Origin of the sequence: Hymenobacter frigidus, from assembly GCF_014640435.1 — a bacterium.
In the GTDB taxonomy this organism is placed as follows: Bacteria; Bacteroidota; Bacteroidia; order Cytophagales; family Hymenobacteraceae; genus Hymenobacter; species Hymenobacter frigidus.
In genome coordinates this window covers 26,459-52,549 of sequence record NZ_BMGY01000020.1, presented here as the reverse complement: position 1 = coordinate 52,549, position 26,091 = coordinate 26,459, and the positions used below count along the sequence as shown (strand labels likewise).

The 26,091-nt window shown below is 61.4% G+C and carries 22 protein-coding genes and 2 tRNA genes; 7 read left to right on the top strand and 17 right to left on the bottom strand.

Annotated elements, in window-relative coordinates:
• Positions 1-60 precede the first annotated feature (60 nt).
• The gene (locus tag IEW17_RS11890; protein WP_188562263.1) at positions 61-1,290 is read right to left on the bottom strand and encodes a Glu/Leu/Phe/Val dehydrogenase dimerization domain-containing protein; all 1,230 of its coding nucleotides are present in this window, start codon (positions 1,288-1,290) and stop codon (positions 61-63) included.
• A 259-nt stretch (positions 1,291-1,549) separates the two neighbouring features.
• On the opposite strand from IEW17_RS11890, the gene IEW17_RS11885 reads away from it, so the two are divergent.
• Positions 1,550-1,870 (top strand): ArsR/SmtB family transcription factor, encoded by a 321-nt coding sequence (locus IEW17_RS11885; RefSeq protein WP_188562262.1) that lies wholly within the window; start codon positions 1,550-1,552, stop codon positions 1,868-1,870.
• Positions 1,871-1,923: 53 nt separating this feature from the next.
• Here IEW17_RS11885 and coaE read toward each other — a convergent pair whose 3' ends face one another.
• From coaE to IEW17_RS11845, 8 genes are all read right to left on the bottom strand, one after another.
• On the bottom strand, positions 1,924-2,529 hold the full coding sequence (gene coaE / locus IEW17_RS11880; protein ID WP_188562261.1) for a dephospho-CoA kinase: 606 nt from the start codon (positions 2,527-2,529) through the stop codon (positions 1,924-1,926).
• A 24-nt stretch (positions 2,530-2,553) separates the two neighbouring features.
• Positions 2,554-3,279: a YbbR-like domain-containing protein gene (locus IEW17_RS11875; RefSeq protein WP_188562260.1), complete on the bottom strand. Its 726-nt coding sequence runs from the start codon at positions 3,277-3,279 to the stop codon at positions 2,554-2,556.
• A 3-nt stretch (positions 3,280-3,282) separates the two neighbouring features.
• A complete protein-coding gene (gene yajC / locus IEW17_RS11870; protein ID WP_188562259.1) occupies positions 3,283-3,615 on the bottom strand; it encodes a preprotein translocase subunit YajC in 333 nt (110 codons plus the stop codon).
• Positions 3,616-3,634: 19 nt separating this feature from the next.
• Positions 3,635-4,150, bottom strand: coding sequence for a DUF1573 domain-containing protein (locus IEW17_RS11865; protein WP_188562258.1), 516 nt, complete (start codon positions 4,148-4,150; stop codon positions 3,635-3,637).
• Between the two features lie 171 nt (positions 4,151-4,321).
• On the bottom strand, positions 4,322-5,320 hold the full coding sequence (locus IEW17_RS11860; RefSeq protein WP_188562257.1) for an isocitrate/isopropylmalate dehydrogenase family protein: 999 nt from the start codon (positions 5,318-5,320) through the stop codon (positions 4,322-4,324).
• A 141-nt stretch (positions 5,321-5,461) separates the two neighbouring features.
• Positions 5,462-5,776 carry a YtxH domain-containing protein gene (locus IEW17_RS11855; RefSeq protein ID WP_188562293.1) on the bottom strand — a complete coding sequence of 105 codons (315 nt, stop codon included), beginning with the start codon at positions 5,774-5,776 and terminating at the stop codon, positions 5,462-5,464.
• Between the two features lie 118 nt (positions 5,777-5,894).
• Complete coding sequence (gene nusB, locus IEW17_RS11850) at positions 5,895-7,091, bottom strand: transcription antitermination factor NusB (RefSeq protein ID WP_188562256.1); 1,197 nt, start codon at positions 7,089-7,091, stop codon at positions 5,895-5,897.
• Positions 7,092-7,242: 151 nt separating this feature from the next.
• Positions 7,243-8,334 (bottom strand): Glu/Leu/Phe/Val dehydrogenase dimerization domain-containing protein, encoded by a 1,092-nt coding sequence (locus IEW17_RS11845; RefSeq protein ID WP_308420618.1) that lies wholly within the window; start codon positions 8,332-8,334, stop codon positions 7,243-7,245.
• Between the two features lie 242 nt (positions 8,335-8,576).
• Here IEW17_RS11845 and IEW17_RS11840 point away from each other — a divergent pair, with 242 nt between their 5' ends.
• Positions 8,577-10,361, top strand: coding sequence for an ABC transporter ATP-binding protein (locus IEW17_RS11840; RefSeq protein ID WP_188562255.1), 1,785 nt, complete (start codon positions 8,577-8,579; stop codon positions 10,359-10,361).
• Positions 10,362-10,447: 86 nt separating this feature from the next.
• Positions 10,448-10,840, top strand: coding sequence for a VOC family protein (locus IEW17_RS11835; protein ID WP_188562254.1), 393 nt, complete (start codon positions 10,448-10,450; stop codon positions 10,838-10,840).
• A gap of 98 nt (positions 10,841-10,938) precedes the next feature.
• On the opposite strand, the gene IEW17_RS11830 is transcribed toward IEW17_RS11835, so the two are convergent.
• Both IEW17_RS11830 and IEW17_RS11825 read right to left on the bottom strand, forming a co-directional pair.
• The gene (locus IEW17_RS11830; RefSeq protein WP_229748968.1) at positions 10,939-14,070 is read right to left on the bottom strand and encodes a TonB-dependent receptor; all 3,132 of its coding nucleotides are present in this window, start codon (positions 14,068-14,070) and stop codon (positions 10,939-10,941) included.
• 368 nt (positions 14,071-14,438) lie between these two features.
• On the bottom strand, positions 14,439-14,915 hold the full coding sequence (locus IEW17_RS11825) for a T9SS type A sorting domain-containing protein (protein WP_188562252.1): 477 nt from the start codon (positions 14,913-14,915) through the stop codon (positions 14,439-14,441).
• Positions 14,916-15,104: 189 nt separating this feature from the next.
• Between IEW17_RS11825 and IEW17_RS11820 the strand changes: the two genes are divergently transcribed.
• The 3 genes from IEW17_RS11820 to IEW17_RS11810 all read left to right on the top strand — a co-directional run bounded on the left by IEW17_RS11820 (position 15,105) and on the right by IEW17_RS11810 (position 16,202).
• Positions 15,105-15,178 (top strand) — tRNA-Pro (locus IEW17_RS11820).
• A gap of 106 nt (positions 15,179-15,284) precedes the next feature.
• Positions 15,285-15,358 (top strand) — tRNA-Pro (locus tag IEW17_RS11815).
• Between the two features lie 145 nt (positions 15,359-15,503).
• Positions 15,504-16,202 carry an outer membrane beta-barrel protein gene (locus IEW17_RS11810; protein WP_188562251.1) on the top strand — a complete coding sequence of 233 codons (699 nt, stop codon included), beginning with the start codon at positions 15,504-15,506 and terminating at the stop codon, positions 16,200-16,202.
• Positions 16,203-16,303: 101 nt separating this feature from the next.
• Here IEW17_RS11810 and IEW17_RS11805 read toward each other — a convergent pair whose 3' ends face one another.
• From IEW17_RS11805 to IEW17_RS11785, 5 genes are all read right to left on the bottom strand, one after another.
• A complete protein-coding gene (locus IEW17_RS11805; RefSeq protein ID WP_188562250.1) occupies positions 16,304-16,825 on the bottom strand; it encodes a hypothetical protein in 522 nt (173 codons plus the stop codon).
• 57 nt (positions 16,826-16,882) lie between these two features.
• Complete coding sequence (locus tag IEW17_RS11800) at positions 16,883-18,658, bottom strand: ABC transporter ATP-binding protein (protein WP_188562249.1); 1,776 nt, start codon at positions 18,656-18,658, stop codon at positions 16,883-16,885.
• 190 nt (positions 18,659-18,848) lie between these two features.
• Positions 18,849-19,613 carry a tRNA pseudouridine(38-40) synthase TruA gene (gene truA, locus IEW17_RS11795; protein ID WP_188562248.1) on the bottom strand — a complete coding sequence of 255 codons (765 nt, stop codon included), beginning with the start codon at positions 19,611-19,613 and terminating at the stop codon, positions 18,849-18,851.
• Between the two features lie 234 nt (positions 19,614-19,847).
• The gene (locus tag IEW17_RS11790; RefSeq protein ID WP_188562247.1) at positions 19,848-20,054 is read right to left on the bottom strand and encodes a PID-CTERM protein-sorting domain-containing protein; all 207 of its coding nucleotides are present in this window, start codon (positions 20,052-20,054) and stop codon (positions 19,848-19,850) included.
• 71 nt (positions 20,055-20,125) lie between these two features.
• Complete coding sequence (locus tag IEW17_RS11785) at positions 20,126-23,602, bottom strand: DUF8693 domain-containing protein (RefSeq protein WP_188562246.1); 3,477 nt, start codon at positions 23,600-23,602, stop codon at positions 20,126-20,128.
• 431 nt (positions 23,603-24,033) lie between these two features.
• On the opposite strand from IEW17_RS11785, the gene IEW17_RS11780 reads away from it, so the two are divergent.
• Positions 24,034-24,735: a hypothetical protein gene (locus tag IEW17_RS11780; RefSeq protein ID WP_188562245.1), complete on the top strand. Its 702-nt coding sequence runs from the start codon at positions 24,034-24,036 to the stop codon at positions 24,733-24,735.
• Positions 24,736-24,819: 84 nt separating this feature from the next.
• On the opposite strand, the gene IEW17_RS11775 is transcribed toward IEW17_RS11780, so the two are convergent.
• Positions 24,820-26,025: a thiolase family protein gene (locus tag IEW17_RS11775; RefSeq protein ID WP_188562244.1), complete on the bottom strand. Its 1,206-nt coding sequence runs from the start codon at positions 26,023-26,025 to the stop codon at positions 24,820-24,822.
• Between the last annotated feature and the right edge of the window lie 66 nt (positions 26,026-26,091).

Below are 26,091 nucleotides of genomic sequence, written 5' to 3'. Positions count from 1 at the left end.
GCGGTCAGAACGTCGTGCCGAATTTGCCAAAGCACGACGTTCTGTTAACTAGCACGTTGTCTACACCAACTGTCGTAGCGCCATCTCGAAGGAGCGTTGTGCGATGCCCGTGGGCTGGGCATTCTCCGCATGAGTACGTTCCAAAGCGGCCCCGATAATGCGGGAAGTATCGGCGAAAATAGCTTGGTCGGTAATTTCCGCGCCGGTTTCCATGAGGTAGGCAAACACGCGCGCCATGCCGCAGTTGGCAATGAAATCGGGCACGACGGCCGTGTGCTGGTCGGCAAACTCACCGGTGGGGCCGAAGAAAATTTCCGGATCGGCGAAGGGCACGTTGGCGCCGCAGCTTATCACTTTTAAGCCGCCGGCCAGCAGCTGTTCTACTTGCCCACGCGCCACCAGGCGCGAGGAAGCGGCCGGCACGAAAATATCGGCCCCCACGGACCAGATTTTCTCATTGATTTCTTCAAACGGCAGCAGGTTGTCGGCTGTCAAGGCATTGCCCTGGCGCGCCAGCAGCAGGCCACGAATTTCTTCCAACCCAAAGCCTTCGCTGCTAAGCAGCCCGCCGGCCCGGTCGATGATGCCCACAATGCGCACACCCTGGCCCGCCAAATAGTAAGCCGCCGCCGCGCCCACGTTGCCCCAGCCCTGGATGATGGCGCGTTGCCCCCGTACATCGGTGCCGGGCCACAGCCGGTAGTAATGGCGCACGGCCTCGGCCACGCCGTAGCCCGTAATCAGGTCCGCTACAGTATACTTACGGGCGAGATTAGGAGAAAAAGTAGCGTCTTCTATCACCTTCACTACTCCTTGACGGAGTTGTCCCAGTTTCTGGATTTTTTCGGGTTCAGTGGCCCGGTAGTGTCCGTTTACTATTCCCTCCTGCGGGTGCCAAAGGCCATATTCTTCAGTAATAGGTATAACCTCATGTATCTCATCTACGTTAAGGTCTCCACCGGTGCCGTAGTAGTTTTTCAATAACGGAAACACTGCTCGGTACCACCGCTCCAGTACGCCGCGCTTGCGTGGGTCCTGCGGGTCGAAGTTGATGCCTGACTTGGCCCCGCCGATAGCAGGGCCCGAAACCGTGAACTTAACCTCCATGGTTTTGGCTAGGCTCTCTACTTCACGCTTGTCCAGGCCCTTGCGCATGCGCGTGCCACCACCCGCAGCACCGCCGCGTAACGAGTTGATTACCACCCAGCCCTCTGCTTCGGTTTCGGAATCCTTCCATTCGAAGACGATTTCAGGACGTTTGTTTTCAAATTTAGTGAGCAGGTCAAGCATCAAACACTTGTGAAAAGAATGGCTGCCAATACAAGCAGTTTCGTAAAGGTAAGAGGACGGATTGACGCGGCCGAAATGTCTAATTGTACTTATTTCATAAACAAAATAAACGAGTATTCATTTATTTTTTCAATAGCATACCTAATTTGAAAAATAAACGAAATATTTGCCCCTATTTTGCATCCTGCTTAGGAACTACCACAGCAACACTGATGTATTGCACTTATTCTACTTTTCCTAATTACTTTTTATTTAATTCATGAAACCATTGCATTCGCGTGTAGAAGCGCACCAGTTGGACCGCGCTGCGGCCATGCTGAAGGTTCTTTCCCATCCTAAGCGGCTGGCCATTGTTGATTTGCTGGGCAAAACCAAGGGCAAGGACAGCCAAATGTCGGTAACCGATATTTACCAAGCCCTCGATTTGCCGCAGGCGATTGCCTCGCAGCACCTCATTACCCTCAAAGACCGGGGCGTGCTGAAATCGAGCAAGATTGGCACAAAAATCTACTATTCGCTGGCAGTGCCCCAGTTGCTGAAAGTAATTGACACGCTGGAAGACTACTCGTCCCGGCTATAGGTTTACTCCCGTCGCTCCAATCGAAGAGGCTGTTTCGTGAGAAGCGGCCTTTTTTATGTCCTTTGCGGTGCGCTAAATGCCGCGTGCAAAGCCAGGACCTGGGGCAGCAGCGGCTGCACGTCATCGTTGATGAGGACGTGGTCGGCCCGCTGCATTTTCTCTTCTTCGCTGAGCTGCTTGTCCATAATGGCCAGAATATCAGCTGGCGAGCGGTGTGGGTCGCGCTTCAGCACGCGGGCCTGCCGCACGGCTAGCGGCGCAAAAACCGTGATGATACGGTCGAGCTGTTTATGGGAATTAGCCTCGAATAAGAGCGCTGCTTCCTTCAGCACGTAGGCGTGGCCGGCGTGCTGCTGCGTGCTGGCCCACTGCTCAAAGTCGGAGCCTACATGCGGGTGTACCAAGGCATTGAGGCGGGCCAGCAAGGCCGGGTCGCGGAATACGGTGCCTGCCAGCACGGGTCGGTTCAGCCGGCCGGCGACATCATACGTGTCGGGCCCAAAGACGGCGGTGAGTTGCTGGCGCAGTTCGGCATCATTTTCCATGAGCCACCGGGCTCGGGAGTCGGCGTCATAAATCGGCACGCCCAGCGCGTGAAACAGCCGGCTGGCAATGCTCTTGCCCGACCCAATGCCGCCTGTGATACCGATACGCAACATGCAAAGCGAAAAAAGAAGGGATGACTAGCGAGTACGACTGCGGCGCTTGATGACCTTGATACGCTCAATGGCGGTGAATGTGAGCCGCACGGTAGCAACAGAAGGCCGTACCCGCGCTGGGGCCTTCACGGCTACTTCGACTTCTTCGGAACTGCCGCGGGCCGGAGTCGGGGGTAGCGCAATGGGGTAGGGGCTGGGCAGCGCATTTATCATGCTGGCCGGGCCCCGGAATGAAATAATGGCTGGTTCGAAAGACGCTTTGTAAAGGCGCACCGAATCGGCCGGTAGTCCCAACTCAATGCGGCGGCTGGCGTAGCGGTCAAAGGTCAGGCGCAGGGTGTCGCCGGCCCATTCGTTTACCTGCACGCCTTCCAGCGCGTTTTGCAAGCCGCGCCGCCACGCACCGGCGGGCAGGTAGCGGGTGCCCGGCAGCGGCACGGGCCGCAAATCGGCGGGGTGAGTACCCCAACCCAGATTGGCCCGCAGTAAGCGCCAGCCCTGCCCCGTGACCGAGACGGGCAGCCTGGCCGGTAGCGTGCGCAGGGGCACGTAATGCACCGAGTCGTAGTGCCACGCCAGCGGATAGTTGAGCCGGGTGGTGTAGGTTTTGTTCAGGGCATTCATTTGCCAGAACAGGCTGGCCGCGAGCAGACACGCCGTAATAGCTCGATAAAAGCTGGGTTCCTGGCCCGCGAAGGGGCGCACAAACCAGCGCACAAGCCCGCCCGCCCGGGTCAACGGCCCGTCCATGACTTAGGCGCCCGCAGCGGCTTCGATGGCCGTGCTCGAGGCCTTGCTGCCCACTTCGCGGGCAATGGCCGAGCGGTCGAAGCGCAGCTTGGTGCCGCGGTCTACTTCCACCACCACAGTGTCGTCGGTGAGGTCGACCACAAGGCCGTGCAGGCCGCCGATGGTGACAATGCGCGAGCCCTTGGCCAGCGACTGACGGAAGGATTTGGCATCAGCAGAGCGTTTTTGCTGAGGGCGAATCATGAAGAAATACACCACCAGGCCAATGGCCGCCGGGAATATCAGCTGCATGAAATCCATGCCGCCGGAAGCCTGCAATAGTAAGGTCAGAAACATGGCGTTGGCTTAAAGGAAGTTAAAGAGGATTGGTGGTTTTGGTAGCAGCGTCGAGCACGTTGCCTTTGATGAGGATGGTGGTGATGCCGGGCTGGGTATTGGCCCGCACCGCCACCTGCTTGCTGATGATGCCCTGCTTGCCGCGGCTATCGAACTGTACTTCCATCTTGCCGGAAGCCCCGGGAGCCACCGGCTCCTTGGTCCAGCTGGGGGTGGTGCAACCACAGGAAGCGGTGGCATCCTCAATCAGCAGCGGCGATTTGCCCGTATTCACGAATGTGAACGTGTGGCGCACCTTGGAATCGGGCTTGATGTCGCCGAAGTCGAATTCTGCCTCGGCGAATTTCATCACCGGGGCATTGGGGTTGGGCAATTCGTTTTCACTCACCACGTTGGGGTTGTCCACCACGGGGTTGGCGGCATCGGAAACGACGGTAGCGGCGGCATTCAGGCCTTCAGCACCGGCTTCGGGTGCTTTGTCGCGGTTGCAGGCCGTGAGCAACAGCGCCGCGACTAGGAGAATCTGGTATTTCATGAAAATTATGGAAACGCACCTTGGCACGTTCTGTCATTGAGCAAAATAAGAAAGCAACTAGCTCCACAAACAGCCGCCGCCCGCACAACGTGCCCGGCCACCGCCGATGTTGTGTCCGGCGCGACTACGCAAGAAGAAGCGTGGTCATCCCGGATGTCCTAAGGCGTTTTCCTACAGCTTGTTGATGATGTTCTGGGCGAACTGGCTGGTGCTGGCTTTGCCGCCGAGGTCGCCGGTGCACTCCTCCTGGTTGAGGAGGGTGCCTTCGAGGGCCTTTTCAATCTGGTCGGCCTTGGCGTGCTCGCCGAGGTAATGCAGCATCATCAGGGCCGAGCGGAGCAGGGCGGTGGGGTTGGCTTTGCCCTGGCCGGCGATGTCGGGGGCCGAGCCGTGTACGGCCTCAAACACGGCCATATCGTCGCCAATATTGGCACCGGCCACTACGCCCAGGCCGCCCACGAGGCCGGCGCAGAGGTCGGACAGGATGTCGCCAAACAGGTTGGTCGTCACCACCACGTCGAACTGCTCGGGTTTGTTCACGAGCTGCATGCACATGTTATCGATGATTTTATCCTCGAATACAATCTGCGGAAACTCGTTGCTGGCTTCCTTGCAGGCGTTGAGCATCAGCGTGCCCGCCATTTTCAGGATGTTGGCTTTGTGGGCCAGGGTCACCTTTTTGCGGCCGTGCTTGGCGGCGTAGGCGAAGGCGGCGCGGCAGATTTTGCGCGAGCCCTCCACCGTGATGCGGTTGAAGGAGTCGGCGATGCCGAGGCGCTCGTCATATACTTCCAGGCCCGAGTACAGACCCTCGGTATTTTCGCGGAACAGCACCAGGTCGATGCCTTCGTAGCGGGTGACGATGCCCGACGTGGTTTTGCTGGGGCGCACGTTTTGGTAGAGGTCGTACTTCTGGCGCAGCGTCACGTTGATGCTGCGGAAGCCTTTGCCTACCGGCGTGGTAATCGGACCTTTGAGGGCCACCTTATTCTTTTCCAGCGACTTGAGCAGCGCGGTCGGAATCAGCTCACCCGACTGGTCGAACGTAGTCTGGCCGGCGTTCTGCTCTTCCCACTGCACGGGTACTTGGGCGGCAGTGAAAATATCGGTTACTGCTTTGGTGATTTCGGGGCCAATGCCGTCGCCGGGAATAAGGGTTACTAAGTGCATCTAGTTTGATGTGCTAATGTGGAAAATGTGAAAATGTGGAGATGCGGATTAGAAAAGATGCTGGACTGACCTCGGTGTATGATAAAACACATTCAGAATCTATTCAGAAGCACCTTTTCACATCTTCACATTCTCACATCATTAATGGCCCTTGCGGGAATTGATTTGATTAATGAGCTGGTCGACATCGCCCAGCAGCTGCTCGGCTTTGGATTTGGCGTCGGAAATCACGCGTTGGCCTTCGCTTTTGGCGAAGGAAGGGTTGGCCGCGGCCTCACGGCTGGTCACCAGGCTGTCGGTGAGGTCGGCCAGCACAGAGCGGTATTTCTCGAGCTGGTAGCTGAGCCAGGAGCGGGTTTCGGTGCCGGGTTCGGGGGCATAGAGCAAGCCAAGGGCTGCGCCGGTGAGGGCGCCGCCCGCGAAGCACAGAATGCCGGTGGTGGTTTTGCTGGCCATGGTCGTCGGGATGAGGAGGGAAGAAAGTTGAGAACAAGTACTGCCGGGAATACGCAGAAACCGGCCAGTGGGTACAAAGGTGGGCAAGCCGGCCCAATGTACCCGCATCGGTCGGCGGCTACTGGTTGTCGAGCAGGCCGCGCCCCGATTTGCGAATGTCGCCGCTGGCCGCCAAATCCGTCGCCAGCTTATCCAGAATACCGTTTACAAACTGCTTGCTCTTGGGAGTACTGTAGACTTTGCTGATTTCAATGTATTCGTTGATAGTCACTTTCACCGGAATACCGCGGAAAAGCTGCATCTCGGTGAGGGCCATTTTCAAAATGATTTTGTCGAGCAGGGCCACGCGGTCCACGTCCCAGTTCTGCACCGAGCCGGCGATGAGCTTCTCCATCTTGTCGTCCTCGATGAGCGTCTGCTTGTAGAGCGTTTCGGCAAATTCGCGGTCGTCGGCCCAGTTGGCCGAGAGGTTCATCAGCTCCTGCGTTTCGGTGGCGGCGATGGGCAGCATTTTCAGCGTCTTCAGCACCAGGTTGCGCACGATGGGCCGGTTCTCCTCCCAGTTCAAGTCATCAGACTCCAGCTGGCGCGGGAGGGCTTCGCCTTTGAAAACGAAGTCTTTGTAGATATGACGCAGGATTTCCATGTCCGTGTCGTAGTCCATTTCGGCTTCATCGGTCGGCTTGCCGGTCAGGTAGGCCCGCAGCGTTTCGTCGGCCTTCATTTCCTCCCAGGCGGCGCGCAGGGCCTCCAGCTCCTCGGTGCCTTCCCAGGCCAGCTTGCGCCGGATGGTTGAGCTTTGGAGCTGCTCGTTGGCCATGAGCTTAACGATAGCCACGTTCTTGTGCAGGCGGATGGCATCCACGGCATCCTCGCGGGGGCCCAGGCGGCGGCGCTCCTCGCGGCTCTGCTCTTCCTCAATCACGCCCAGGAGGGCAGCGGGCAGGTTGAGCAGGTGCAGGTATTGGTCGTGAATGCTTTCGGCCCCCACCAGCAGCTGCCCGCCGTAGAATTTGCCGTCCTTTTTCACCTGGTTCTGGAAGGAGTCGATGGCATCGGCCACGGCATTGTCCACGGCTTTGTCGTCCGTCTTTTCGGGCTGCACGCCGGTTTTGTACCACTCGCGGAGCTGGGCTTCGCCCATCTTGCGCTGGCCTTCCAGCTGGCGGCGGTCGGGGGCCTCCTTGGCCGTCAGGTCGGGCTCGAAAGCAGCCGCGATGCGGTCCTGCGCCAGCAGCAAATCAGCTCCCACCGCCTGGTGGTAGGAGTAGAGCGACTGCATGACTTTGATACGGAGGAGGCGGCGATTGAGCATATTGGTCTGGTAATCAGTATTAGGTATTCAGTAGTCAGAAAAGAACGTCATGCTGAGCGTAGCCGAAGCATCTCGCTCGCTTTGTTGAACGATTGAGTCACTACCACACGCGAGATGCCTCGGCTGCGCTCGGCATGACGTTCTTTTTCGCTTAGTAAGTCGACTTCACCTTGCCCACGCTGGCGATGCGCTCCTTAGCCTGCCTGATAGCGGCGGCCTGGGGGTGCGTGCCTTCTTCTTCGGCTTTCGCCAAAACCTGGAGGGTGAAATCGTAGATTTTTTCGGTTTGGGTGAGCGCACCCTGGCGGCTGCCGCCCGTTACTTCGGAATACACATTGATGAGGCCGCCGGCGTTGATAAGGAAGTCGGGGGCGTACACGATGCCACGGCGCACCAGCTCGGGGCCGTGCTGGTTTTCTACCTTCAGTTGGTTGTTGGCGCAGCCGGCCACTACGCGGGCTCTCAGGCGCGGAATGGTGTCGTCATTCAGCGTGGCACCCAGCGCGCAAGGCGAGTAGATGTCCATGTCTTGGTCGTAAATCTCATCCAGACCCACGGCCGTGGCCCCGAAACGAGCCGCAGCCTCCAAGGCACGGTCCTCGTAATAATCAGTCACGATGAGCTTGGCCCCCTCTTTCTGGAGGTGCTCCAGCAGGTAGGTGCCCACGTGGCCCACGCCCTGCACGCCAATGCGCTTGCCGGCCAGGCTCTCGGAGCCGTAGGCTTTTTTGGCGGCGGCTTTCATGCCCATGTAGGTGCCGTAGGCCGTGACGGGGGAGGGGTCGCCGGAGCCGCCCATGCTCTCGGGCAGGCCCGCGACGTGGGTGGTTTCCATGCGGATGTACTCCATGTCCTTGGTGGTCATGTTTACGTCCTCGGCCGTGATGTACTTGCCGTTCAGGTTCTTCACGAAGCGCCCGAACTTGCGCAACAGGGCTTCGGTCTTCAGCGTCTTAAAATCGCCGATGATGACGGCCTTGCCACCACCCAGGTTCAGGCCCGAGATGGCGGCCTTGTAGGTCATGCCGCGCGAAAGGCGCAGCACGTCATTCAGGGCTTCCATGTCGGAGGCGTAGTGCCACATGCGGGTGCCGCCCAGCGCGGGCCCGAGCACGGTGTTATGGATACCGATAATGGCCTTGAGGCCCGTCTCGTGGTCGTGGCAAAACACGACTTGCTCGTGCTGGTGCTCGGCAATCTGGCCGAAAATGGCTTCGGGAGCCATGATTTGGGTTTCAATCATTGGGAATGGATTGAGCTTGGTGGGAATTTGGGAATGGTTGGGAAGAGTGCGGCGTAACTTTGTTGGGTCTTCAAATTAGCCCGTCATCCTGAGCGTCGCGAGGGACCTTGCCACGTTGGTGCTGTTTACATTACTGCAAGCAGTTCAGCAGCGGCAAGGTCCTTCGCGCCACCCAGGATGGCAGGCTAATCGGCCGCAAAAGTACCGCTATTTTCCCAAACCGGCCTTTTTTTACCTTGCCTGTGCGCGCTCTCAACGCCGTTAACCCATTCATTTTCCGCTATAAATGGCATTTCCTCGCCGGGGTGCTGTTTGTGGCGCTGAGTACTTTGCTGGCCATTTTTCCGGCCCAGCTGGTGCGCTACGCCTTCGATTTGGTGAACGAGGGCATCGACCTCTACCACCTCTACGCGGGCACGCAGGCGCAGAGCGGCGTGTACCAATTGTTCGGGCGCAACGTGCTGTTCTATGGCATGCTCATCATTGTGCTGGCCTTGCTGCGGGGCATTTTCCTGTTCTTCATGCGCCAGACGCTCATCGTGATGTCGCGCCACATCGAAAACGACCAGAAGAACCAGATTTACCAGCACTACCAGTCACTACCGCTCAGCTTCTACCGCCGCCACAGCACCGGCGATTTGATGTCGCGCATCTCCGAAGACGTGAGCCGCGTGCGGATGTACCTCGGCCCGGCCATCATGTATTTCCTGCAGCTGGTGCTGCTCTTTCTGCTCATTGTGCCGCTCATGCTCATGGTGAACGTGAAGCTGACGCTCTACACGCTGCTGCCGCTGCCGGTGCTGTCGGTCAGCATCTTTTACGTCAATAACTTGATTGAGCGCAAGTCCGACGAAATCCAGCGGGCGCTGTCGGGCATGACGACCTTTGTGCAGGAGGCCTTTTCCGGAATTCGGGTGCTGAAATCTTTCGTGCGTGAGCATGATTCGCACGCCCAGTTCGCGGCGGCCAGCAACGAGTACAAGGAGAAGTCGCTGAGTTTGAACTTTGTCAACTCGCTGTTCTTTCCGCTCATCCTGTTTCTCGTGGGCCTGAGCACGCTCATCACCGTGTGGGTGGGGGGCCAGGAAGTTATTCGCGGCACCATCACCACGGGCACCATTGCCGAGTTTCTAATCTATGTGAACCTGCTCACCTGGCCGGTCACGGCCCTGGGCTGGACCTCCTCACTGGTGCAGCGGGCCGAGGCTTCGCAGGTTCGCATCAACGAATTTCTAGACCAGAAAACCGACATCGTTTCGCGCCAGAACGTACAGCGTGAGCTGGTGGGCGACATCGTGTTCGATAACGTGTCCTTCACCTACCCCGATACCGGTATTCAGGCCCTGAAAAACGTGAGCTTCCGCGTGCGCCACGGCCAGACGCTGGCCGTCATCGGCAATACCGGCTCGGGCAAAAGCACCGTGGCGGCCCTGCTCTGCCGCTTGTACGACGTAACGGCCGGCGATATTAAGGTGGATGGCACCGACGTGCGTGATTATTCTTTGCGGGCCCTGCGCGGCCAAATCGGCTACGTGCCGCAGGACGTATTCCTGTTCTCCGACAGCATTCGCAACAACATCAACTTCGGCCTCGACCAGCCCGACGAGGCCCGGATGCTGCAAGCCGCCAAAGATGCCGACGTGTACGAGAACATCCTCGCCTTCCCCGAAGGCTTCGACACCAAAGTGGGCGAGCGCGGCATCACGCTCTCGGGCGGCCAGAAGCAGCGCGTGAGTATGGCCCGCGCCTTGGTGAAAGAGCCCAAAATCCTGATTTTGGACGACTCCCTTTCGGCCGTGGACACCAAGACGGAGAACGCCATCCTTGGCAGCTTGCAGCGCATCATGGCCCAGCGCACCAGCCTCATTATCTCGCATCGCGTGAGCTCGGTAAAGCTGGCCGATGAAATCCTGGTGCTCGACGACGGCGTGATTGTGCAGCACGGCACCCACGAGGCCCTGATGGCCGAAACCGCCGGCCTGTACCGTGCCCTCTACGACCGGCAGCTGCAAACCGAAGAAGCGTAGGCAGTAGCGCGGACGTACCCGGAGAAACTTTCAGGCCGCGAATCCAAGCATCTCCCCCGCGGCCTAAAAGTCTGCGTCACTTGTTTATGAACCAACGCCTGGCGCACGTCACCCTGCTCGTTCGTGATTACGACGAAGCCATTGCATTTTACACTAATGTCCTGGGCTTTTCCCTCACGTCCGACCTGGATTTGGGCGAGGGCAAGCGCTGGGTAGTGGTAGCGCCGCCCGGCCCTGCGGGTTGCGGCCTGCTGCTGGCCGAAGCCACAACCGAGGAGGAAATACGCAGCGTGGGCCGGCAGGGGGCCGGCCGCGTCTGGCTGTTCCTCCACACCGACGACTTCTGGCGCGACTACCCCGTGCTACAGGCGCGCGGCCTGCGCTTTCTGGAAACACCCCGCCGCGAAGCGTATGGCCACGTGGCGGTATTTGAGGACCTGTACGGCAACAAGTGGGACCTGCTGGAGCCGCTGGGGTAGTTACAAATCAAAGCCAACTGGTTGAATAAGAGCATAAAAAAGGCCCGGCAATCATTGCCGGGCCTTTTTTGCAAAGCTGCTCCGAGGAGGTGCTTTACTTAGTTGAAGAGGTAGCGCACGCCCACCTGCGCCCGCCAGCGGCTGTTCAGGCTGGTGTCGGTGAAGAAGGTCTGGTTGCCACCACGGAACGTGTAAGCGGGGGCGTTCGACGTGGCACTGGAGTAGCCCGCCTCAATGAGGCGGTTGTTGCCCACCAGCTGGCGGTTGCCCCAGCTGGCGCTCAGCAGGTTGCCCAGGTTGAGGATGTCGAGGCTCAGCTGCAGGGTGTTTTTCTTGCCGCTGCTGGTCGTGAGCGTGAAGTCCTGCAGGATTTTGGCATCGAGCTGGGTGTACCAGGGGCTGAGCGAGCCATTGCGCTCGGCGTAGTCGCCGCGGCGGGTGCTCAGGTACTTGTCTTGGCTGATGTAGGAATCGAGCTGACGGTACTGCTCATCAGCCGACACCACCTGGCCGGCCGCGTTGGTGTAGGGTACCAGGTTGATTTGGCTGCGGTTGGCGGGCACGAAAATCAGGTCGTTGCCGCCAATGTTGTCGCGGTTCAGGTCGCCGGCGTAGGTGTAGCTGAAACGGTTGCCTTGAGCGGCTTCAAAGAAGAAACTCACCGTGGTGGCCCATTTTTCGCCATAATCAAAGCGGCGGCCGGCGGCGGCAATGAAGCGGTGCTGCAAGCCAAAGTCGCTGTAGGCCAGCCGGGGCTGGTTGGTGTTGCCGTTCACCGGCAAGCGCTGGAAGGCATCGCCGGCAATCTCACCGGGGTTCGAGGTAATATCCTTGGCCTGGGCGTAGGTGTAAGCGCCGGTGGCGTAGAAGCCGCTGGCGAAGTCCTTCTTCAACTGGCCCGTAATCGAGTATTGGTAGCCTTGGTTAGTGTTTTCCAGGGCAATGACGCCCGCGTCGAGGAAAGTGGGCTGGCCGTTGGGGCCGGTGAATGAATTGAGGCGGGGTCCCGAGGCCGGGTAGATGAGCCGCGTGTCGCCGCCATTCAGGCCGGTCAGTCTCTGAGTGGGCGTTACGAGGTTGTAGTTGCGGTGCACCACTGCGTTTCGGTCCTTCGAGAATATGCCTTCCAGCGTACCCACAACGCCGCCGGGCAGCTCGTGGTCGATGGCCAGGTTGGTGCGCCACACCTGCGGAAACCTGAAGTCGCGGCCGGTCGAGTTGATTTGAAAGGTGTAAAAATCGCCAAACTGGGCGTTTGAAGCCTGATTTGAAATCCACACAAATGGGATGCGGCCGGTGAAAATGCCCGTGCCGCCGCGCACCTGCGTCTTGGCTCCGTCACCCTGCGAGCTATAGTTGAAGCCCAGGCGGGGCGAGAACAGCGGCGATGATTTCGGAAATTCCGACACGTCTACCTTAACCGGGCTGCCATTGGAATCATTGAAGGTGGCGGCCGAAATCTGCGGATTGGCGGCCACGCTCGTGCTGTAAATCGGAATATCGGCGCGCACACCCAACGTTAGTTTCAGGGCCGGGTTCACTTGATATTCGTCCTGAACATAAAGGCCGAGCTGCGATACCACCACGTCAACCTGTTTGATAGGGGCAAAACCGCCGGCCGTCGCCCGCGCATTCAGGTCCAGAAAATTGGGGTTGGGGTTGGCGGCGGTGCCAGGACGGGTGTTGGCGAAAAAGTCGTTCAGCTCCAAACGGTTGTAGCCGTAGCGCTGCAGGTTGAAACCGTTCACGAAGTTGAATCGCTCGTAGTTGACGCCACCCGTGATGATGTGCGCCCCTGCGAAGTAGCTCAGGTTATCCGTGAACTGAAAAATGTTCTGGTTCAGGATGTTATTAGCCGAAAACTGCTCCGTGCCCACAGTGGTGTAAGTCGTGCCGCCCTGCGTAATGTCAATTTGCGGGAAGAACTTGCCTGACGGCAGCTCGCGGAAGTCGCGGAAGGCCGAAAAGCTACCCTGCGCCTTGTTGCTAAACTTGCCATTGCCGAAGGTGCTGTTCAGCTCGGCCACCACCGAGTTCAGGTTGTTGTTGATGGTGTAGCCTGAGTTGGCAAACTGTAGCGTATTCACGCCAGGTATCCGCGACGAGGGCGCGATGGCAATCGGGTGCGGCCCCTGCTCGCGGTAGCTCTTCAGGTAGTTGTAGCGAATGGAGAAGGTATTTTGCGGGTTGATGTTCCAGTCGAATTTCACCAGAAACTTGTCCGAGTACGTGCGGTAGTTGAAGCCCTGGTAAGCACCGGGGTCGTAGCCGTACACCGACGTCAGACGGTCGCGGATGGCTTGCAGGTCAGCCTGCTGCACCCGGCTCACGCCGTTGAGCTGGCCGCCCTGGGCGGCCAGCGCCTCGCTGGGGCTGGTAGCACCCCGGAACGTCTGGCCGGGGTCGGTCTGCCGGGTCAGCTCGGCATTGGTGAAGAAGAACAGCTTGTTTTTCACCAGCGGCCCGCCCAGGGCAAAGCCCGTCTGGTTGAACTGTAGGCTGGGGTTGGTGATGGTTGCGCCCTCCACCTTCTTGCCAATCAGGTTCTCGTTGCGGAAGTAGGTGTAGACCGTGCCCTTGATTTCGTTGGTGCCGCTCTTAGTCACGGCGTTGATGCCGGCACCCGTAAAGCCACCCTGGCGCACATCATAAGGAGCCAGGCTCACCTGAATCTGCTCGATGGCGTCAATCGAAACCGGCTGCGAGTTCGTCTGGCCGCCGGGTGTGGGCGAATCCAGGCCAAACGAGTTGTTGAAGATGGAGCCGTCGAGCGAGAAGTTGTTGTACAGCGTGTTGCGGCCGCCGAAGCTCAGCCCGCTGCTCTGGGGCGTGAGGCGCGTGAAGTCCTCCTGCGAGCGGCTCACCGTAGGCAGCGTCCGGATGGCCGTCGAGCTGATGTTGGTGGCGGCGCCCGTGCGGTCCTTGTTAATCTGGCTGTCGCGGTTGCCCCGCACTACCACTTCGTCCAGCGCCTGCGCGTTGTCGGTGAGCGTGACGCGACTTTCGTAGGTTTTGCCCAGCACCAGCTGAATGCCCGTGGCCGTGTAAGTCTGTGCGCCCACAAACGAAACCTTGATTTCGTAAGGTCCTCCGATGCGCATGTTCAGCAGGTCGTACTGCCCGTTTTCGCGGGTTGCCGCGCCGTATTGGGTGCCCGAAGGCAAGTGAGTGGCCAGTACCGTGGCCCCCGGCAGGGGCTCGCCTTTGGCGTCCAGCACCAGGCCTTTCATGGCGGAGGTGGTTACGCCTTGAGCCCGCAAACTGTGACTACTCGTGAAAAGCACAAAGCCGAGCAGTATCAACAGTAAAATCCTGTTTTTCATAAAATAGCTTTTTGTTTATCCGAAGCATTTCCTCGGAATTTCACTGCAAAGCTAGGTTACCAAATTATTATGCGCGGCTTGCATAATAATTTGGTAATGTTACGAAAACATGCAAAATGGCACTTATTGGGTGCCATGTGTGCGCAAATCTATGACTTTGATTATAGAATATAATAAATCAAATAATTATATATTTTCACTCACAATCTGTTGCTGGCTATGCGTTTGTATTGCGCCGCCAGCAACAGATTGCCCCCGTAAGTAGCAGTCGAAACTTATTGTCCTATCATCACCCGGCGCATGCCGGTTTTTTCGTAGGCGGTGCAGCGCACGATGTACGCCCCGGCCGGCAGCCGGCTCACATTGAGCACGGCGGGCGTCTGGCCGTTCATCATGGTGTAGGTGAGCACGGGGCGGCCACCCACGTCGGTGAGTTCCACGCGGGTGGGGCCGGGGTTGTCGGTTTTCACGGTGAGGCGGCCGGTGGCGTTGTTCGACTCGGCCCGCACTTTGATGGCGTTGGGGTTGGCCGCGGGCGTTTCGGGGGCCGAGGCAATGAGAGTAGTAGCTGCCGTTGCGGGAGCAGTGGCAGCCACCGGCGCGGGCGCGGCCACCACACCACTGGGCAAAATGGCTTCTTCTTTGACCGGGGCCGCCACGGCCGCAGCAGGTGTAGCAGCGGCAGGCGTCTGGGCGTGAGCAGCTGCCGATAATAAGCCGCTGGCAACGGCAAGTAATAGTAGCTTTTTCATAACGGTAATACGAATGGGACGGAAGTAAAATTGCTACCGTAAAGCTAAGCAAATCTGGTGCCGGTTGTAACGGCAGTCAGCGGCAGTGGCTGCTCCCAACGCACCAGAAAAGCCATTGCGAAAAACTTTATTTGCCTCTGGCTTGCACCAAATCCGGAAATTGGCTTACCTTTGTCGCTCCAATACCAACGGGGTGTAGCGTAGCCTGGTATCGCGCCAGCATGGGGTGCTGGAGGTCGTAGGTTCGAATCCTGCCACTCCGACTGAAGAGCAGTTGCTCTCTTAAAGCCTTCGAACTTTCGGGTTCGGAGGCTTTTTTCGGCCGTGACTATTGGAAATTGAAAACAGGCCGCCCCATCGGCCTGCTTTCGGGGTGTAGCGCAGCCCGGTAGCGCGCGTCGTTCGGGACGACGAGGCCGTAGGTTCGAATCCTGCCACCCCGACTCCAAAGCAGAAAAGGCCTTCCTCATGTATTGGGAAGGCTTTTTTTGTTTTAGCGGCTCTATACTGCCGGGGTTCGCCCGGCGTTAGGGGGCCGTTGTTGGCACCTTTGCCATTTTCCACCTATCCATTTTTACCTTTTTCCGAATGAAGCAATTTTTCCTCTTGGCTGTGCTGGCCTTTGGCGCTGCCGAAGCGCGGGCCCAAAGTATTGCCGCTGGCACCATTTCGTTGGGCGGCGGCATCGGCTACAGCAGCTACACCAACAAAAGCAGTTCCCAGGGTTTCAACGGCACGCCTTTCTCGGCCGAAACGAAAGGCAGCCAGTTCAGCTTTTCGCCTTCGGTGGGCTATTTCGTGGCCGATAACCTAGCCATTGGGCTGAGCCTGGGCTACAGCTCCAGCCGGAACGGCTACACTACCTACACGCCATCGTCCAACTTCGTGCCGAAGGAACTGGACCCGCGCACCCGGCTGCAAGTGGGGCCCTACGTGCAGTACTATAAAATGCTGACCGAGCAGTTCGGTGTTTTGGGTACGCTGGGGGCCGGCTACCAAAACCTGCGGTATCAGACCTACAGTGGGAACAACAACCCAGTCATCGTCGATTATAAAGCATCGGGCTATTACGCCAGCCTCACGCCGGGCATCGTATTCTTCCCCATTCCCAAGCTGGGCCTTACGGCCTCAATCGGGTCGTTGGGCTACAGCCGCTTCAACAACGAGTATCCGGAACGCACGGGTACCACGGCTCCCCAAAATTACGAGAGCACCTCCAGTGACTTCGGGGCCAGCTTCGGGCTCACCCAGCTGCAGTTTGGCGGCACCTATTATTTCGGCCGCTAAGCAGCGCTGAGCGTGTCATAAAAAGAGCCCCCGGCCAACTGGTCGGGGGCTCTTTTTATATCGGCCCAGTTCGCTGAGCAAGCCGCTCATTTTGGAAATAGCTATTTCACCCCAACCAGTACCTCCGACGCTTCATCGCTGCCGAAGCGTTCTAGGTAGAAGTCGCCGCTCTGGGTGAGCTTGCGGGCTTTTACGGCTTCCAGGGCGGCGGGGTAGAGCTTGTTGGGGGATAGCAGGTAGCTCACGCCGGTGAGGCGGGCGGCGATGACGCGCTGTCCGGCCGGCACCAGGCGGTAGCGGAAACCCACGGGCAGGGCCTGGGTGGTATCGGTCACGGCCAGGCCGATGAAGGCGTTGATGGTATCGTGGGCCGTTTCGGGGTCGTTGAGGTAGAGGTTGGCGAGGTCACCGCGCAGGCGGGCCTGGGCGTCCTTGGCCTGCCGGAAGAGGTTGCCGAATCCTTCGCCCCGCACGGAGCCATGAAAGGCTTGCCCGGCCAGGTACAGCGGGGCCGTTGTGGTTTCCAGGGTGACTTTGGGCTCCCGGTTGCCGCCCAGGTAGACGTAGAAGCCAGCCGCGGCCACTGTTAGCAAAATGATGGCAAGAAAGAGGTAACGGGTCATTTTGGGATTTTGTATTGACAGTAGCTCAGCATGACGTTCGGTTTTTTACCGTGCCGTCTACGTACTGGCCACCACGTACTGCATGCGGTAGAGCTGGGCGTAGTAGCCGCCCTCGATGCGCAGGAGCTCGTCGTGGGTGCCGGTTTCTTTGATTTCGCCTTTGTCGAGGACGATGATTTTGTCGGCCTTCTGGATAGTGCTCAGGCGGTGGGCGATGACGAGCGAGGTGCGGCCCTGCATCAGCTTTTCGATAGCTTCCTGGATGAGCTCCTCGGTTTCGGAGTCGACCGATGAGGTAGCTTCGTCGAGGATGATGATGTGGGGCTGGTACACCATGGCCCGCACGAAGCTGATGAGCTGGCGCTGGCCCACCGAGAGCGTGGCCCCGCGCTCCATCACGGGGTAGGCGAGGGCCCCGGGCAGGCGCTCGATGAAGCGGCGCGCCCCCACCAAGTCGGCCGCTTCCCAGATTTGGGTGTCGGTGATGGTTTTGTTGCCCAGCGTGATGTTGTCGCGGATGCTGCCGGCGAACAGGAACACATCCTGCAGCACCACCCCGATTTGGCGGCGCAGCAGGCTCAGGTCGTACTCGCGCAGGTCGCGGCCGTCGATGCAGATGCTGCCCTCCTGAATGTCGTAGAAGCGGCTCAGCAAGTTGATGATGCTGGTTTTGCCCGCGCCGGTGGCGCCCACAAAGGCGATGGTCTGGCCGGGCTTCACGTGGAAGCTGATGTCCTTGAGCACCCAGTCGGGCTCGTTGTAGGCGAACTTGACGTGCTTGAACTCCACGTCGCCCCGGAGTTCGGTTGGGGCGAAGGTGCCGGTAGTGGCCACCAAATCCTGGTTGTCGAGCAGCTTTAGTAGGCGCTCGGTGCTCACCAGTCCCAGCTGCAGGGTGTTGAACCGGTCGGCAATCTGGCGGATGGGGCGGAAGAACAGCGCGTTGTACATGATAAAGGCGATGAGCGCGCCCTTCGAAATCGAGCCCTCAATCTGGCCCTGAGCCGCGTACCACACCAGCAGACCCACCCCGACGGCCCCCAGCACCTCAGCCACCGGAAAGTAGATGCTGTAGTAGAGCACCGAGCGAATATTGGCCTCGGTGTGCTCCTTGTTGATGGCCGCGAACTTGCGGTACTCCCGCTCCTCGTTGTTGAAAATCTGGACCACGTTCATGCCCGTGAGGTGCTCCTGCACGAAGGAGTTGAGCCGGGCCACGGCGTTGCGCACATCCTGAAACGAGCTCTTGATTTTCTCCTTGAACACGTAGGTGGAAAACAGCAGCGGCGGAATCACCGACAGGCTGATGAGCGTGAGCCGCCAGTCGATGTAGAACATGAAGGCCATGATGAAGAGCAGCTGCAGGATGTCGCCCACCATGGCGGCCAGGCCCTCGCTAAACACGTCCGAGAGCGTTTCCACGTCCGAGATGTTGCGCGTGACGAGCACGCCGATGGGGGTGCGGTCGAAGAAGCTGAGCTTAAGCTTGAGCAGGTGCTGGTAAAGGTCGGTGCGGATATCGCGCACGATGTACTGGCCCAGCCAGCCGCCGTAGTACGTTTGCAAATAGCTCACGCCGGCGTGGCCCACCAGCAGCACCAGCAGCAGCAAAAACATGGTGTTGAGACTCTTCATGTCGCCCTGCTCGATGCTGACATCGACCATGCGCTGAATGAGAAAGGGCCGCAGCGTACCCAGGATGGCCGTGGCCACGGTGAGCACAATCAGGCCGATGAACACGCGCCGGTAAGGGCGCACGTAGCTGAGCAGGCGGCGTAGCACAGCCCAATCGAACACTTGGCCGGTTTTAGTAGCGGAAGTAGTGGGGTCCATAAGTCAGGCAAAGGTCGGAAGTAAACCACGGCGGGACGAAAAAGTATGGGCGGTGGCGAGGGCTTATCTACCGAACGTCATGCCGGGCGCAGTCGAGGCATCTCGCTCGCTTCGTTGCAACAGCATTGATTACTGCTGCACGCGAGATGCCTCGGCTGCGCTCGGCATGACGTTCCGCTGGTTAACCGCCTCAGTCCACCTCTTCCTCCGGCACCACGCCGTCCTCGTATTCTACCCGGCTCAGAAACAGGCCTTGCGCCGGGGCCGCGCCGCCGGCATCCACCCGCCGCTGGGCCCACAGCAGCTCCTGAAACTGGCGCGGCGTCATCTTGCCCCGGCCCACGTCGAGCAGAGTGCCCACCACCAGCCGCACCATGCCGCGCACGAAGCGGTTGGCCCGGATGCGGAACACCCAGCCGCCCGGCGCGGGGTGCCAGCCGGCGGCCGTGCAGTAGCACACGTAGTGGTTTTCATTGCCCTTCATTTTTGAGAAAGAGGTGAAATCGAACTGGCCCACCAGGTAGCCGGCCGCCTCATTCATGGCCGCCAGGTCGAGCGGGCGGTCGATGTACAGGGCGTGGTCGCGCCGGAAGGGGTTGGGCTGGGTCACCACGAAGTACTCGTAGTTGCGCTCCTCGGCTGAAAACCGGGCGTGGGCATTGGCGGCCACGGGGTGCAGGCGCAGGGCCGCGACGTCGGGCGGCAGGGCGCGGCGCAGGCGGTAGAGCAACACGTCCAAGGGGAGGCCGTCGGGCAGCTCGGCCTCGAAATGCGCTACCTGGTGGCTGGCGTGCACGCCGGTATCGGTGCGGCCGCTACCCAAGCAGTGGACGGGCTGGCGCAGCACCTGGCTCAGGCAGCGGTCTACCTCGGCCTGCACGGTAACGGTGTTGGGTTGCACCTGCCAGCCGTGGAAACGGGTGCCGTCGTAGGCGAGATGAAGAAAATAACGCATGGAAAAGGTGAAAGAGGAAAGCGACGGACGCGATAAGCCCCCGCTACTAAGCGGCAGCGGGGGCAAAAGTAACGGAGTCGCGCAGGTGGGGCCGGCCCTGCTTCACCGCCACGGGCCGGGCCGGTACCGCGCCGCCCGTTTGCCGGCGCAGGGTATAGCGGCCCAAGCGCTAAAAAGCCCCAGCAACCGGACGGTTGCTGGGGCTTCCTGCGGGCCGGCGAAGGGCCGGGTCAGCTAGCGCTGACGGCGCTGGCGCAGCTTGCGCACGGCGTAGCCGATGCCGCCGGCCAGCAGCAGCGAGGCGCCGCCGTCGAGGGGCACGGCCGTGGCGGCGGGCGTTGGCGTGGGGCCGCCCGTGCTGGGGGCCTGGGCCAGCGCCGCGGCGCTGCTCAGGGCCCACACGGCCAGCACCAGGGCGGCCGAATAAAGGAAGTGTTTCATTGGATGGCGTACGGTTGAAATGAACGGGAATGAATTATCGGGGCCGGCGCAGCGCCGGCCCCGAACAATAATTACTGAATGACGACGCGCTTGGCCAGCGCGGCGGTGCCCACCTGCAGGCGCAAGGTGTACACGCCGGCGGCCAGGCCGGCCGTTTCCACCGTGAGGAGAGCGCCGGCCGGGGAGAGCGCGGCCGACTGGTGGCGCACCGCCTGGCCCAGGGCGTTGAGCAGCGTGGCCTGCACCGCTGTGGCACCGGCCACGGCCGGCACCTGCACCGCGAAGGTGCCGTGGGCCGGGTTGGGGTAGAGCGACACTTCGGCGGCGGTCAGGGCCGCGGCGGCCGCCAAGGCCGTGCGTGCCCCGAAGGCGAGCGTGAAGCGGCCCGTGAGCAGCGTGGCCGCCTGGGCAGCCGTCACGGCAAAGGCGTAGCTGGGCTGCGTGCGCAGGTTCACCGTGCGGCCGGTGGCCGCGTCGGTGAGGAAGGCGTCAAGGCCGGCGGGCAGGTTGGTCAGGTCGGCGGCCACCAGCGTGTAGGTGCCGGCGGCGGGCACGCCCACCGTCAGGGCGAGCGCAGTGGCGGGTGCAAAAGCCGGGCGGCCGTCAATCGACAGGGCCTCGCCGGTGCTGGCCACGCTGGCCAGGTTCAGGCCCGTGGTGTTGGGCAGCTTGCGGGCGTCGAAGGCCGCGTCGAAGGCCGCCGTAGCGCCGGGCTGGGCGTAGGCGTAGAAGGCGTCGGCCGCGCCGGTGGCGCCGCGCAGGTCGAGCTGCACCAGGGGGCGCAGGTCGGGCGCGTCGCGGCGGAAGCGCACCTGCACGGTGGGGTCGGTCACGCGCTGGCTGTTCTGGAAGTTGAGCGTGCCGCTGGTCTGGCCCGCCGCCACCCGCACGAAGAAGCCCTGGGCCATGCCGATGAAGCGGTTGGCGGCGGGGACGCCGTTGACGTAGTTGCGGTAGCTGCCGGTGTACTGGGTAGCGCTTTCGAACACGTACATGGCGTCTTCCAGGTTGGTGCGGTCGGCCGGGGCCACTAGGGCGTAGTCGATGGGGGCGGGGTAGGGGTTGCCCACCAGGTGCCAGCCGGACTCAAATTCGTTGGCGCTGCCGGCCCCGTTGCGGGCCAGCGTGAGCGAGCGGGTGCCGGTGTTGAGCGTGCCCACGAAGTCGACCAGCTGGTTGCCGGCGATGTTGACGGCGTAGCCGCGGCCCACGGTCAGGTTCAGGTCAATCTGGGGGGTGGCGGCGCTGGGCACCACGAAGCCGCGGTCAAAGGGGGCGAACGAGTTGGTGAGGGCCACGCGGCTCTGGTCATAGGCAAACACGGTGGGGAAGGGCGTGGTGGTGCCCGGCGTGGCCGAAGCGTTATACGTGGCGGCCTGGCTGATTTGGGGCGTGAAGCCGGCCGTGGCCAGGTCGCTCACGGTCGAGCCGCTCACCGGGGCGCTGTAGTGGCGGTAGCCCAGGCCCGGGTTGACCGGGGCGATGAAGCGCTGCACGGTGGCCGTGCCCACCACGATGCCGGTGCTGCTGTTGCGGGCCAGGGCCGTGCCGGTGGCCGAGGAGAGCAGCGTCAGGTTGTTGCCGTTGAGCAGCAGGTTGCCGGCCCCGCCCACGCCCACGGCGGCCGACACGGCCACCGGGTTGGAGAGCGTCACGTTGCCGGCCGTGTTGATGGCCAGGCTGGCCACGGTGGCGGGCAGGCCGTTGCCAGTCACCGCGGCGTTGGTGTTGTAGCCGTAGTTGGCGGCGGTGGAGAACGAGCGGGTGCCCGTGACCTGCACCGAGCCCGTGGCCCCGCTGAAGGTGATGCCCGCCGGGCTGCAGATGCCCAGGATGCTGCCGGCGCCGAGCGTGAAGGTGCCCGCGCCGCTGATGATGCTGCAGCCGTCGCTCAGCCCGCCGCCGGGCTGCACGGTGAGGAACGTGGCCACGCTCACGTTGCCGGCCAGCACGCCGTTGCCGACGTCGGTGATGGTGATGCTGTTGTAGTTGCCAGCCGGAATGGTCGTCGGAGCGAGCTGCGTGCCGGTGCTCACCACCAGGTCGGTGACGACGGTGAAGGCGGGGCCGGTGAAGGTTGTGAGGGTGGCCGAAGCCGTGCTCACCCGGCCGGTGGTGGCGGTGGCGGGCACGGTCACCGTGGCCGAGAAGTCGTTGGTGGGCGTGGTGAAGGGCGCTACGGCCGTGCCGTTGAAGGCAAAGCTGGTGGCATCGAGCAGATTGGTGCCGGCGATGAGCACGCTGCTGCCGCGCGGGCCGCTGGTGGGCGCAATCTGGGTGATGGTGGGGAAGCTGCGCACGAAGTTGGAAGTAGTACCGGTGAGGGCAAAGTTCATGAGCGTGCCCGTGCGGCCGTTGCCGCTCTGGTCGGTCAGGCTCGTGATGCCCGCGTTGTTGCCGCCGGCGATGCCCTGGTCGAAGTTGTAATATGCTATCTGACTGCCCGGCAGGGCCGAGGTCGTGCTGAACATGTCGGCCTGCACCTGCGCCGCCGTCAGGCCCACGTTGTAAAGGCGCACCTCGTCGAGGCGACCGTTGAGGTACTCGGAGACCCCGTTGCCAGTGTTTCCCAGCAGGAAGCCGGTGCCAGTCGTGTTAAAGGCCGTCATATTTTGCGTCGCATCGAGTACCCCGTCCACGTACAATTTCAGGGTGGTGCCGTCATAGGAGGCGGCAACGTGGTGCCAAGTATTGAGGGCTATTGCCGTGCTGCCGATGAGGTCATTGCTGCTGCCCGCGTAGTACAGCCGGTTGCCCAGCAAGCTAATGCCCGCACGCTGGTTGAGGGCATTCGTGCCGTAGGTAATGAGCCCGACGTTGGTGTTGGACGGATTCACCCACGCCTCCAGGGTACGGGCCGTGTTGCCTTGGGGCAGTTGCGCATTGGTGCCGGTCACCTGGTCGTTCACCCCGTCAAAGGCCAGCGCGTTGTTGGGCGAGCCCACCACGAAGGCGTTGGAGGTGAAGGAGGTGAAGGTGGTGGAGGACGGGGGCTGCACCACGCCCACCGAAACCCCGTTTACCAGCACGCTCAGGCGCTGGTCGTAGGTGCCGCCGCAGCAATTGGTGCGCTGCGCCGCCAGGAACCGCACCCGGTACACGCCATCGGCTAGAGCCAGGGTCTGGTCGGCCAGGCCATTGTTGCCCCCGAAGCTTTGCAGAAAGGCCACGGCATTGCCCTGGGGCGGGGTGGGGCCAAAGCCGCCACCCGCCTGGGAAATGCCTGACCGGCCCGTGAACGTCCACGATGCCCCAGTGGGGTTGTAGCCGAAAGTGCCGCTGGCCAGCGGGTCAAAGGTTTCGAAGCCGGGGTTGGCCACGGCGCCGGTCATCACCATGCCGTCGGACACGCGCACGATTTCGACCTGGTCGACGAAGGCCGTCACGTCGGGGTTGCCGCTGGGGCTACCCAGGGCCTCGATGCGCAGCAGCGGGTTGGCGGCTTCAGCGGCCGTGGCCGACACGGCCAGCAGGGCCAGCCCGGCCAGGGCTTGCACAAGCAGCCGCCGGAAGGGCCGGCGCAACCCAGTTGAGGAGAGGTTTAACATACTTGGTTGTAAGAAATAAAAATGAGCTGCCATGCACCCGCACGGCTCTACAAATAACATCTATAAAACTATACTGTGCTATAGCGTAAAAATTTTATTTTCAGGCCGTTCGGGTTTGGTTAAGGTTGACTTTCCTGCCGGGATGCCGGCAGCCTTTCGCCTCCGGCTACCCGGTGCCGGAGGCTTTCCGGGGCTTGGTTGCCAACGGCTAAAGGCCTGCGGAAACCGCCCGGCAGTAGTTTGCCTCCGGCGAAAGATTGCTGGAAGTCTTTCGGGAGCCATTCGGCATCGGCTACTCGCTGCCGGACGGTTTTTGGCGGGGCGCAGGCCTGGGTTCAGGCCCGCCGGAGCCGGTGGGCCGGGCCGAAAGTTCGCAGCCGTCTTTTACCCTTTTCATTCTCACCCCCTTTCCGGCCCGCAAATTTCCGCTTATGGTGAACCCTACCCCGTTCTTCGCCCCCGACTATTTTGCCACCCAGGACGTGACGCTGCCGCGTCTGCAAAAATTCTCGCTCGACGTGGCCCAGCGCCTCGCTCTCGACAACCCCGGCGGGGCCTTCAAGGCCCTTCTCGCCGGCCTCACTACCTTTCACACAGCCTTGTTTGGCTCCATGGCCGCCACCGATGCCGGCATCAGCCAGCGCCGCACCGGGGCCCAGCTCCTGTGGGGCGACCTGGCCGACTTGCAGCACCAGCTCGAAGAAGACGAGGCCCTCATCGACTACAAAAGCAAGAAGGACCCGGCCATCCGCCTAGCTTTCTTCCCCAACGGCCGCACCGAGTATAGCAAGGCCAGCCTGCTCACCGCCGACTTGCTTTTTGCCCGCGCCGAAAAGGCCGCCCTCGCCCACGTCAAAATGCGGGGCCCCGAGTTCGACCCGGCCCTGTACACCCGCTTGTACACCGCTTTCAAAGTCGGCCGCGACGATACCAGTGCCGGCGACGAGCAATCGACCAAGGCCCGCGCCGAAGCCCAGGCCCACCGCTCCGACCTCACCGGCCGCCTCAGCGACGCCGTGAAGCTGGTGGCGGCCCAGTTTCTGCGCGACGATGCCCGCTGCGCCGCCTACTTCCGGGCGGGCCTGCTGCAAGCGCCGGCCGCGGCAGCGGCCAGGGTAGCCGTCGTGGCGTAGCAACGCCCGCGAATCAGAGCAGCCCCAGTAAAAAGAACGTCATGCCTCGGCTCCGCTCGGCATGACGTTCTTTTTGTTTATCTCCTACAGCTTCTCGTAAATCACGGCCGCGCCCTGGCCCACGCCCACGCACATCGCTACCAGGCCGTAGCGCATGCCCTCGCCGCGGCGGTGCATCTCGTGCAGCAGCGTGGCCGTGATGCGCGCGCCCGAGCTGCCCAGCGGGTGGCCCATAGCAATGGCGCCGCCGTTCACGTTCACTTTGGCGGGGTCCAGGTCCAGCTCGCGGATGCAGGCGATGCTCTGGGCCGCGAAGGCTTCGTTCAGCTCAATCAGGTCGATGTCGGCCAGGGTGAGGCCGGCGCGCTCCAGCACCTTGCGGATAGCCGGAATCGGGCCCAGGCCCATCACCGATGGGTCGACGCCCGCCACGGCGGAGGCCACCACCCGGCCCAGGGGCTTGAGGTTGTAGCGGACCAGGGCGTCTTCGTTCACCAGCAGCGCGGCCGAGGCTCCGTCGTTGATGCCCGCCGAGTTGCCGGCCGTCACGGTGCCGCCTTCGGGCTGGAAGGCGGGCTTGAGCGTTGCCAGCTTTTCGAGCGACGAGAAGCGCGGCTGCTCATCGGTGTCGAACAAGGCCGTGTCGCCCTTGGGGCTGGGAATAAACACGGGCACGATTTCCTTGCGAAAACGGCCTTTCTCGAACGCCCGGGCGTATTTGCGCTGGCTTTCAAAGGCGAAGAAGTCCTGCTCCTCGCGGGTGATGCCGTACTGCTTGGCCACGTTCTCGGCCGTCTGGCCCATCGAGAAGGGGTGGTGCAGCTTGCTCAGGCGGGGGTTCACGAAGCGCCAGCCCAGCGTGGTGTCGTGGGCCGTAAGCTCGCGGCCGAAGGCCGACTCCGACTTAGCCATCACGAAGGGGGCGCGGGTCATGCTCTCGGCCCCGCCGGCCAGGTACACGTCGCCCTCGCCGGCCTTGATGGCGCGGGCCGCGTCCATGATGCTTTGCAGGCCCGAAGCGCAGAGGCGGTTCACGGTGTTGCCGGGCACGGTGGTGGGCAGGCCGGCCAGCAGAGCGGCCATGCGGGCCACGTTGCGGTTGTCTTCGCCGGCCTGGTTGGCGGCCCCGATGATGACGTCCTCAATGGCGCTTTTATCAACGGAAGGATTGCGGCGCATGAGCTCACGAAGGACGTGGGCGGCCAAATCATCGGGGCGGACGCTGCTGAGCGCGCCGCCAAATTTTCCAATCGGGGTACGCACCGCGTCCACGATATAAGCAGTTGGCATTCGGAGTAACAATAGCGGCGCAAGCGCCGGATGGGACTAAATTTGTGGCCCCGGCACAAGCCCGGG

What these genes read in the sequence shown, in the direction of transcription:
- IEW17_RS11835 (WP_188562254.1), top strand. Translation starts at nt 10,448, where the DNA reads ATGAACCAACGCCTGGCGCACGTCACCCTGCTCGTTCGTGATTACGAC.
- IEW17_RS11860 (WP_188562257.1), bottom strand. Translation starts at nt 5,320, where the DNA reads ATGCACTTAGTAACCCTTATTCCCGGCGACGGCATTGGCCCCGAAATC.
- truA (WP_188562248.1), bottom strand. Translation starts at nt 19,613, where the DNA reads ATGCGTTATTTTCTTCATCTCGCCTACGACGGCACCCGTTTCCACGGC.
- IEW17_RS11875 (WP_188562260.1), bottom strand. Translation starts at nt 3,279, where the DNA reads ATGGACGGGCCGTTGACCCGGGCGGGCGGGCTTGTGCGCTGGTTTGTG.
- yajC (WP_188562259.1), bottom strand. Translation starts at nt 3,615, where the DNA reads ATGTTTCTGACCTTACTATTGCAGGCTTCCGGCGGCATGGATTTCATG.
- IEW17_RS11775 (WP_188562244.1), bottom strand. Translation starts at nt 26,025, where the DNA reads ATGCCAACTGCTTATATCGTGGACGCGGTGCGTACCCCGATTGGAAAA.
- IEW17_RS11865 (WP_188562258.1), bottom strand. Translation starts at nt 4,150, where the DNA reads ATGAAATACCAGATTCTCCTAGTCGCGGCGCTGTTGCTCACGGCCTGC.
- coaE (WP_188562261.1), bottom strand. Translation starts at nt 2,529, where the DNA reads ATGTTGCGTATCGGTATCACAGGCGGCATTGGGTCGGGCAAGAGCATT.
- IEW17_RS11885 (WP_188562262.1), top strand. Translation starts at nt 1,550, where the DNA reads ATGAAACCATTGCATTCGCGTGTAGAAGCGCACCAGTTGGACCGCGCT.
- IEW17_RS11810 (WP_188562251.1), top strand. Translation starts at nt 15,504, where the DNA reads ATGAAGCAATTTTTCCTCTTGGCTGTGCTGGCCTTTGGCGCTGCCGAA.
- IEW17_RS11785 (WP_188562246.1), bottom strand. Translation starts at nt 23,602, where the DNA reads ATGTTAAACCTCTCCTCAACTGGGTTGCGCCGGCCCTTCCGGCGGCTG.
- IEW17_RS11800 (WP_188562249.1), bottom strand. Translation starts at nt 18,658, where the DNA reads ATGGACCCCACTACTTCCGCTACTAAAACCGGCCAAGTGTTCGATTGG.
- IEW17_RS11845 (WP_308420618.1), bottom strand. Translation starts at nt 8,334, where the DNA reads ATGATTGAAACCCAAATCATGGCTCCCGAAGCCATTTTCGGCCAGATT.
- nusB (WP_188562256.1), bottom strand. Translation starts at nt 7,091, where the DNA reads ATGCTCAATCGCCGCCTCCTCCGTATCAAAGTCATGCAGTCGCTCTAC.
- IEW17_RS11780 (WP_188562245.1), top strand. Translation starts at nt 24,034, where the DNA reads ATGGTGAACCCTACCCCGTTCTTCGCCCCCGACTATTTTGCCACCCAG.
- IEW17_RS11805 (WP_188562250.1), bottom strand. Translation starts at nt 16,825, where the DNA reads ATGACCCGTTACCTCTTTCTTGCCATCATTTTGCTAACAGTGGCCGCG.
- IEW17_RS11790 (WP_188562247.1), bottom strand. Translation starts at nt 20,054, where the DNA reads ATGAAACACTTCCTTTATTCGGCCGCCCTGGTGCTGGCCGTGTGGGCC.
- IEW17_RS11825 (WP_188562252.1), bottom strand. Translation starts at nt 14,915, where the DNA reads ATGAAAAAGCTACTATTACTTGCCGTTGCCAGCGGCTTATTATCGGCA.
- IEW17_RS11830 (WP_229748968.1), bottom strand. Translation starts at nt 14,070, where the DNA reads ATGAAAGGCCTGGTGCTGGACGCCAAAGGCGAGCCCCTGCCGGGGGCC.
- IEW17_RS11890 (WP_188562263.1), bottom strand. Translation starts at nt 1,290, where the DNA reads ATGCTTGACCTGCTCACTAAATTTGAAAACAAACGTCCTGAAATCGTC.
- IEW17_RS11855 (WP_188562293.1), bottom strand. Translation starts at nt 5,776, where the DNA reads ATGGCCAGCAAAACCACCACCGGCATTCTGTGCTTCGCGGGCGGCGCC.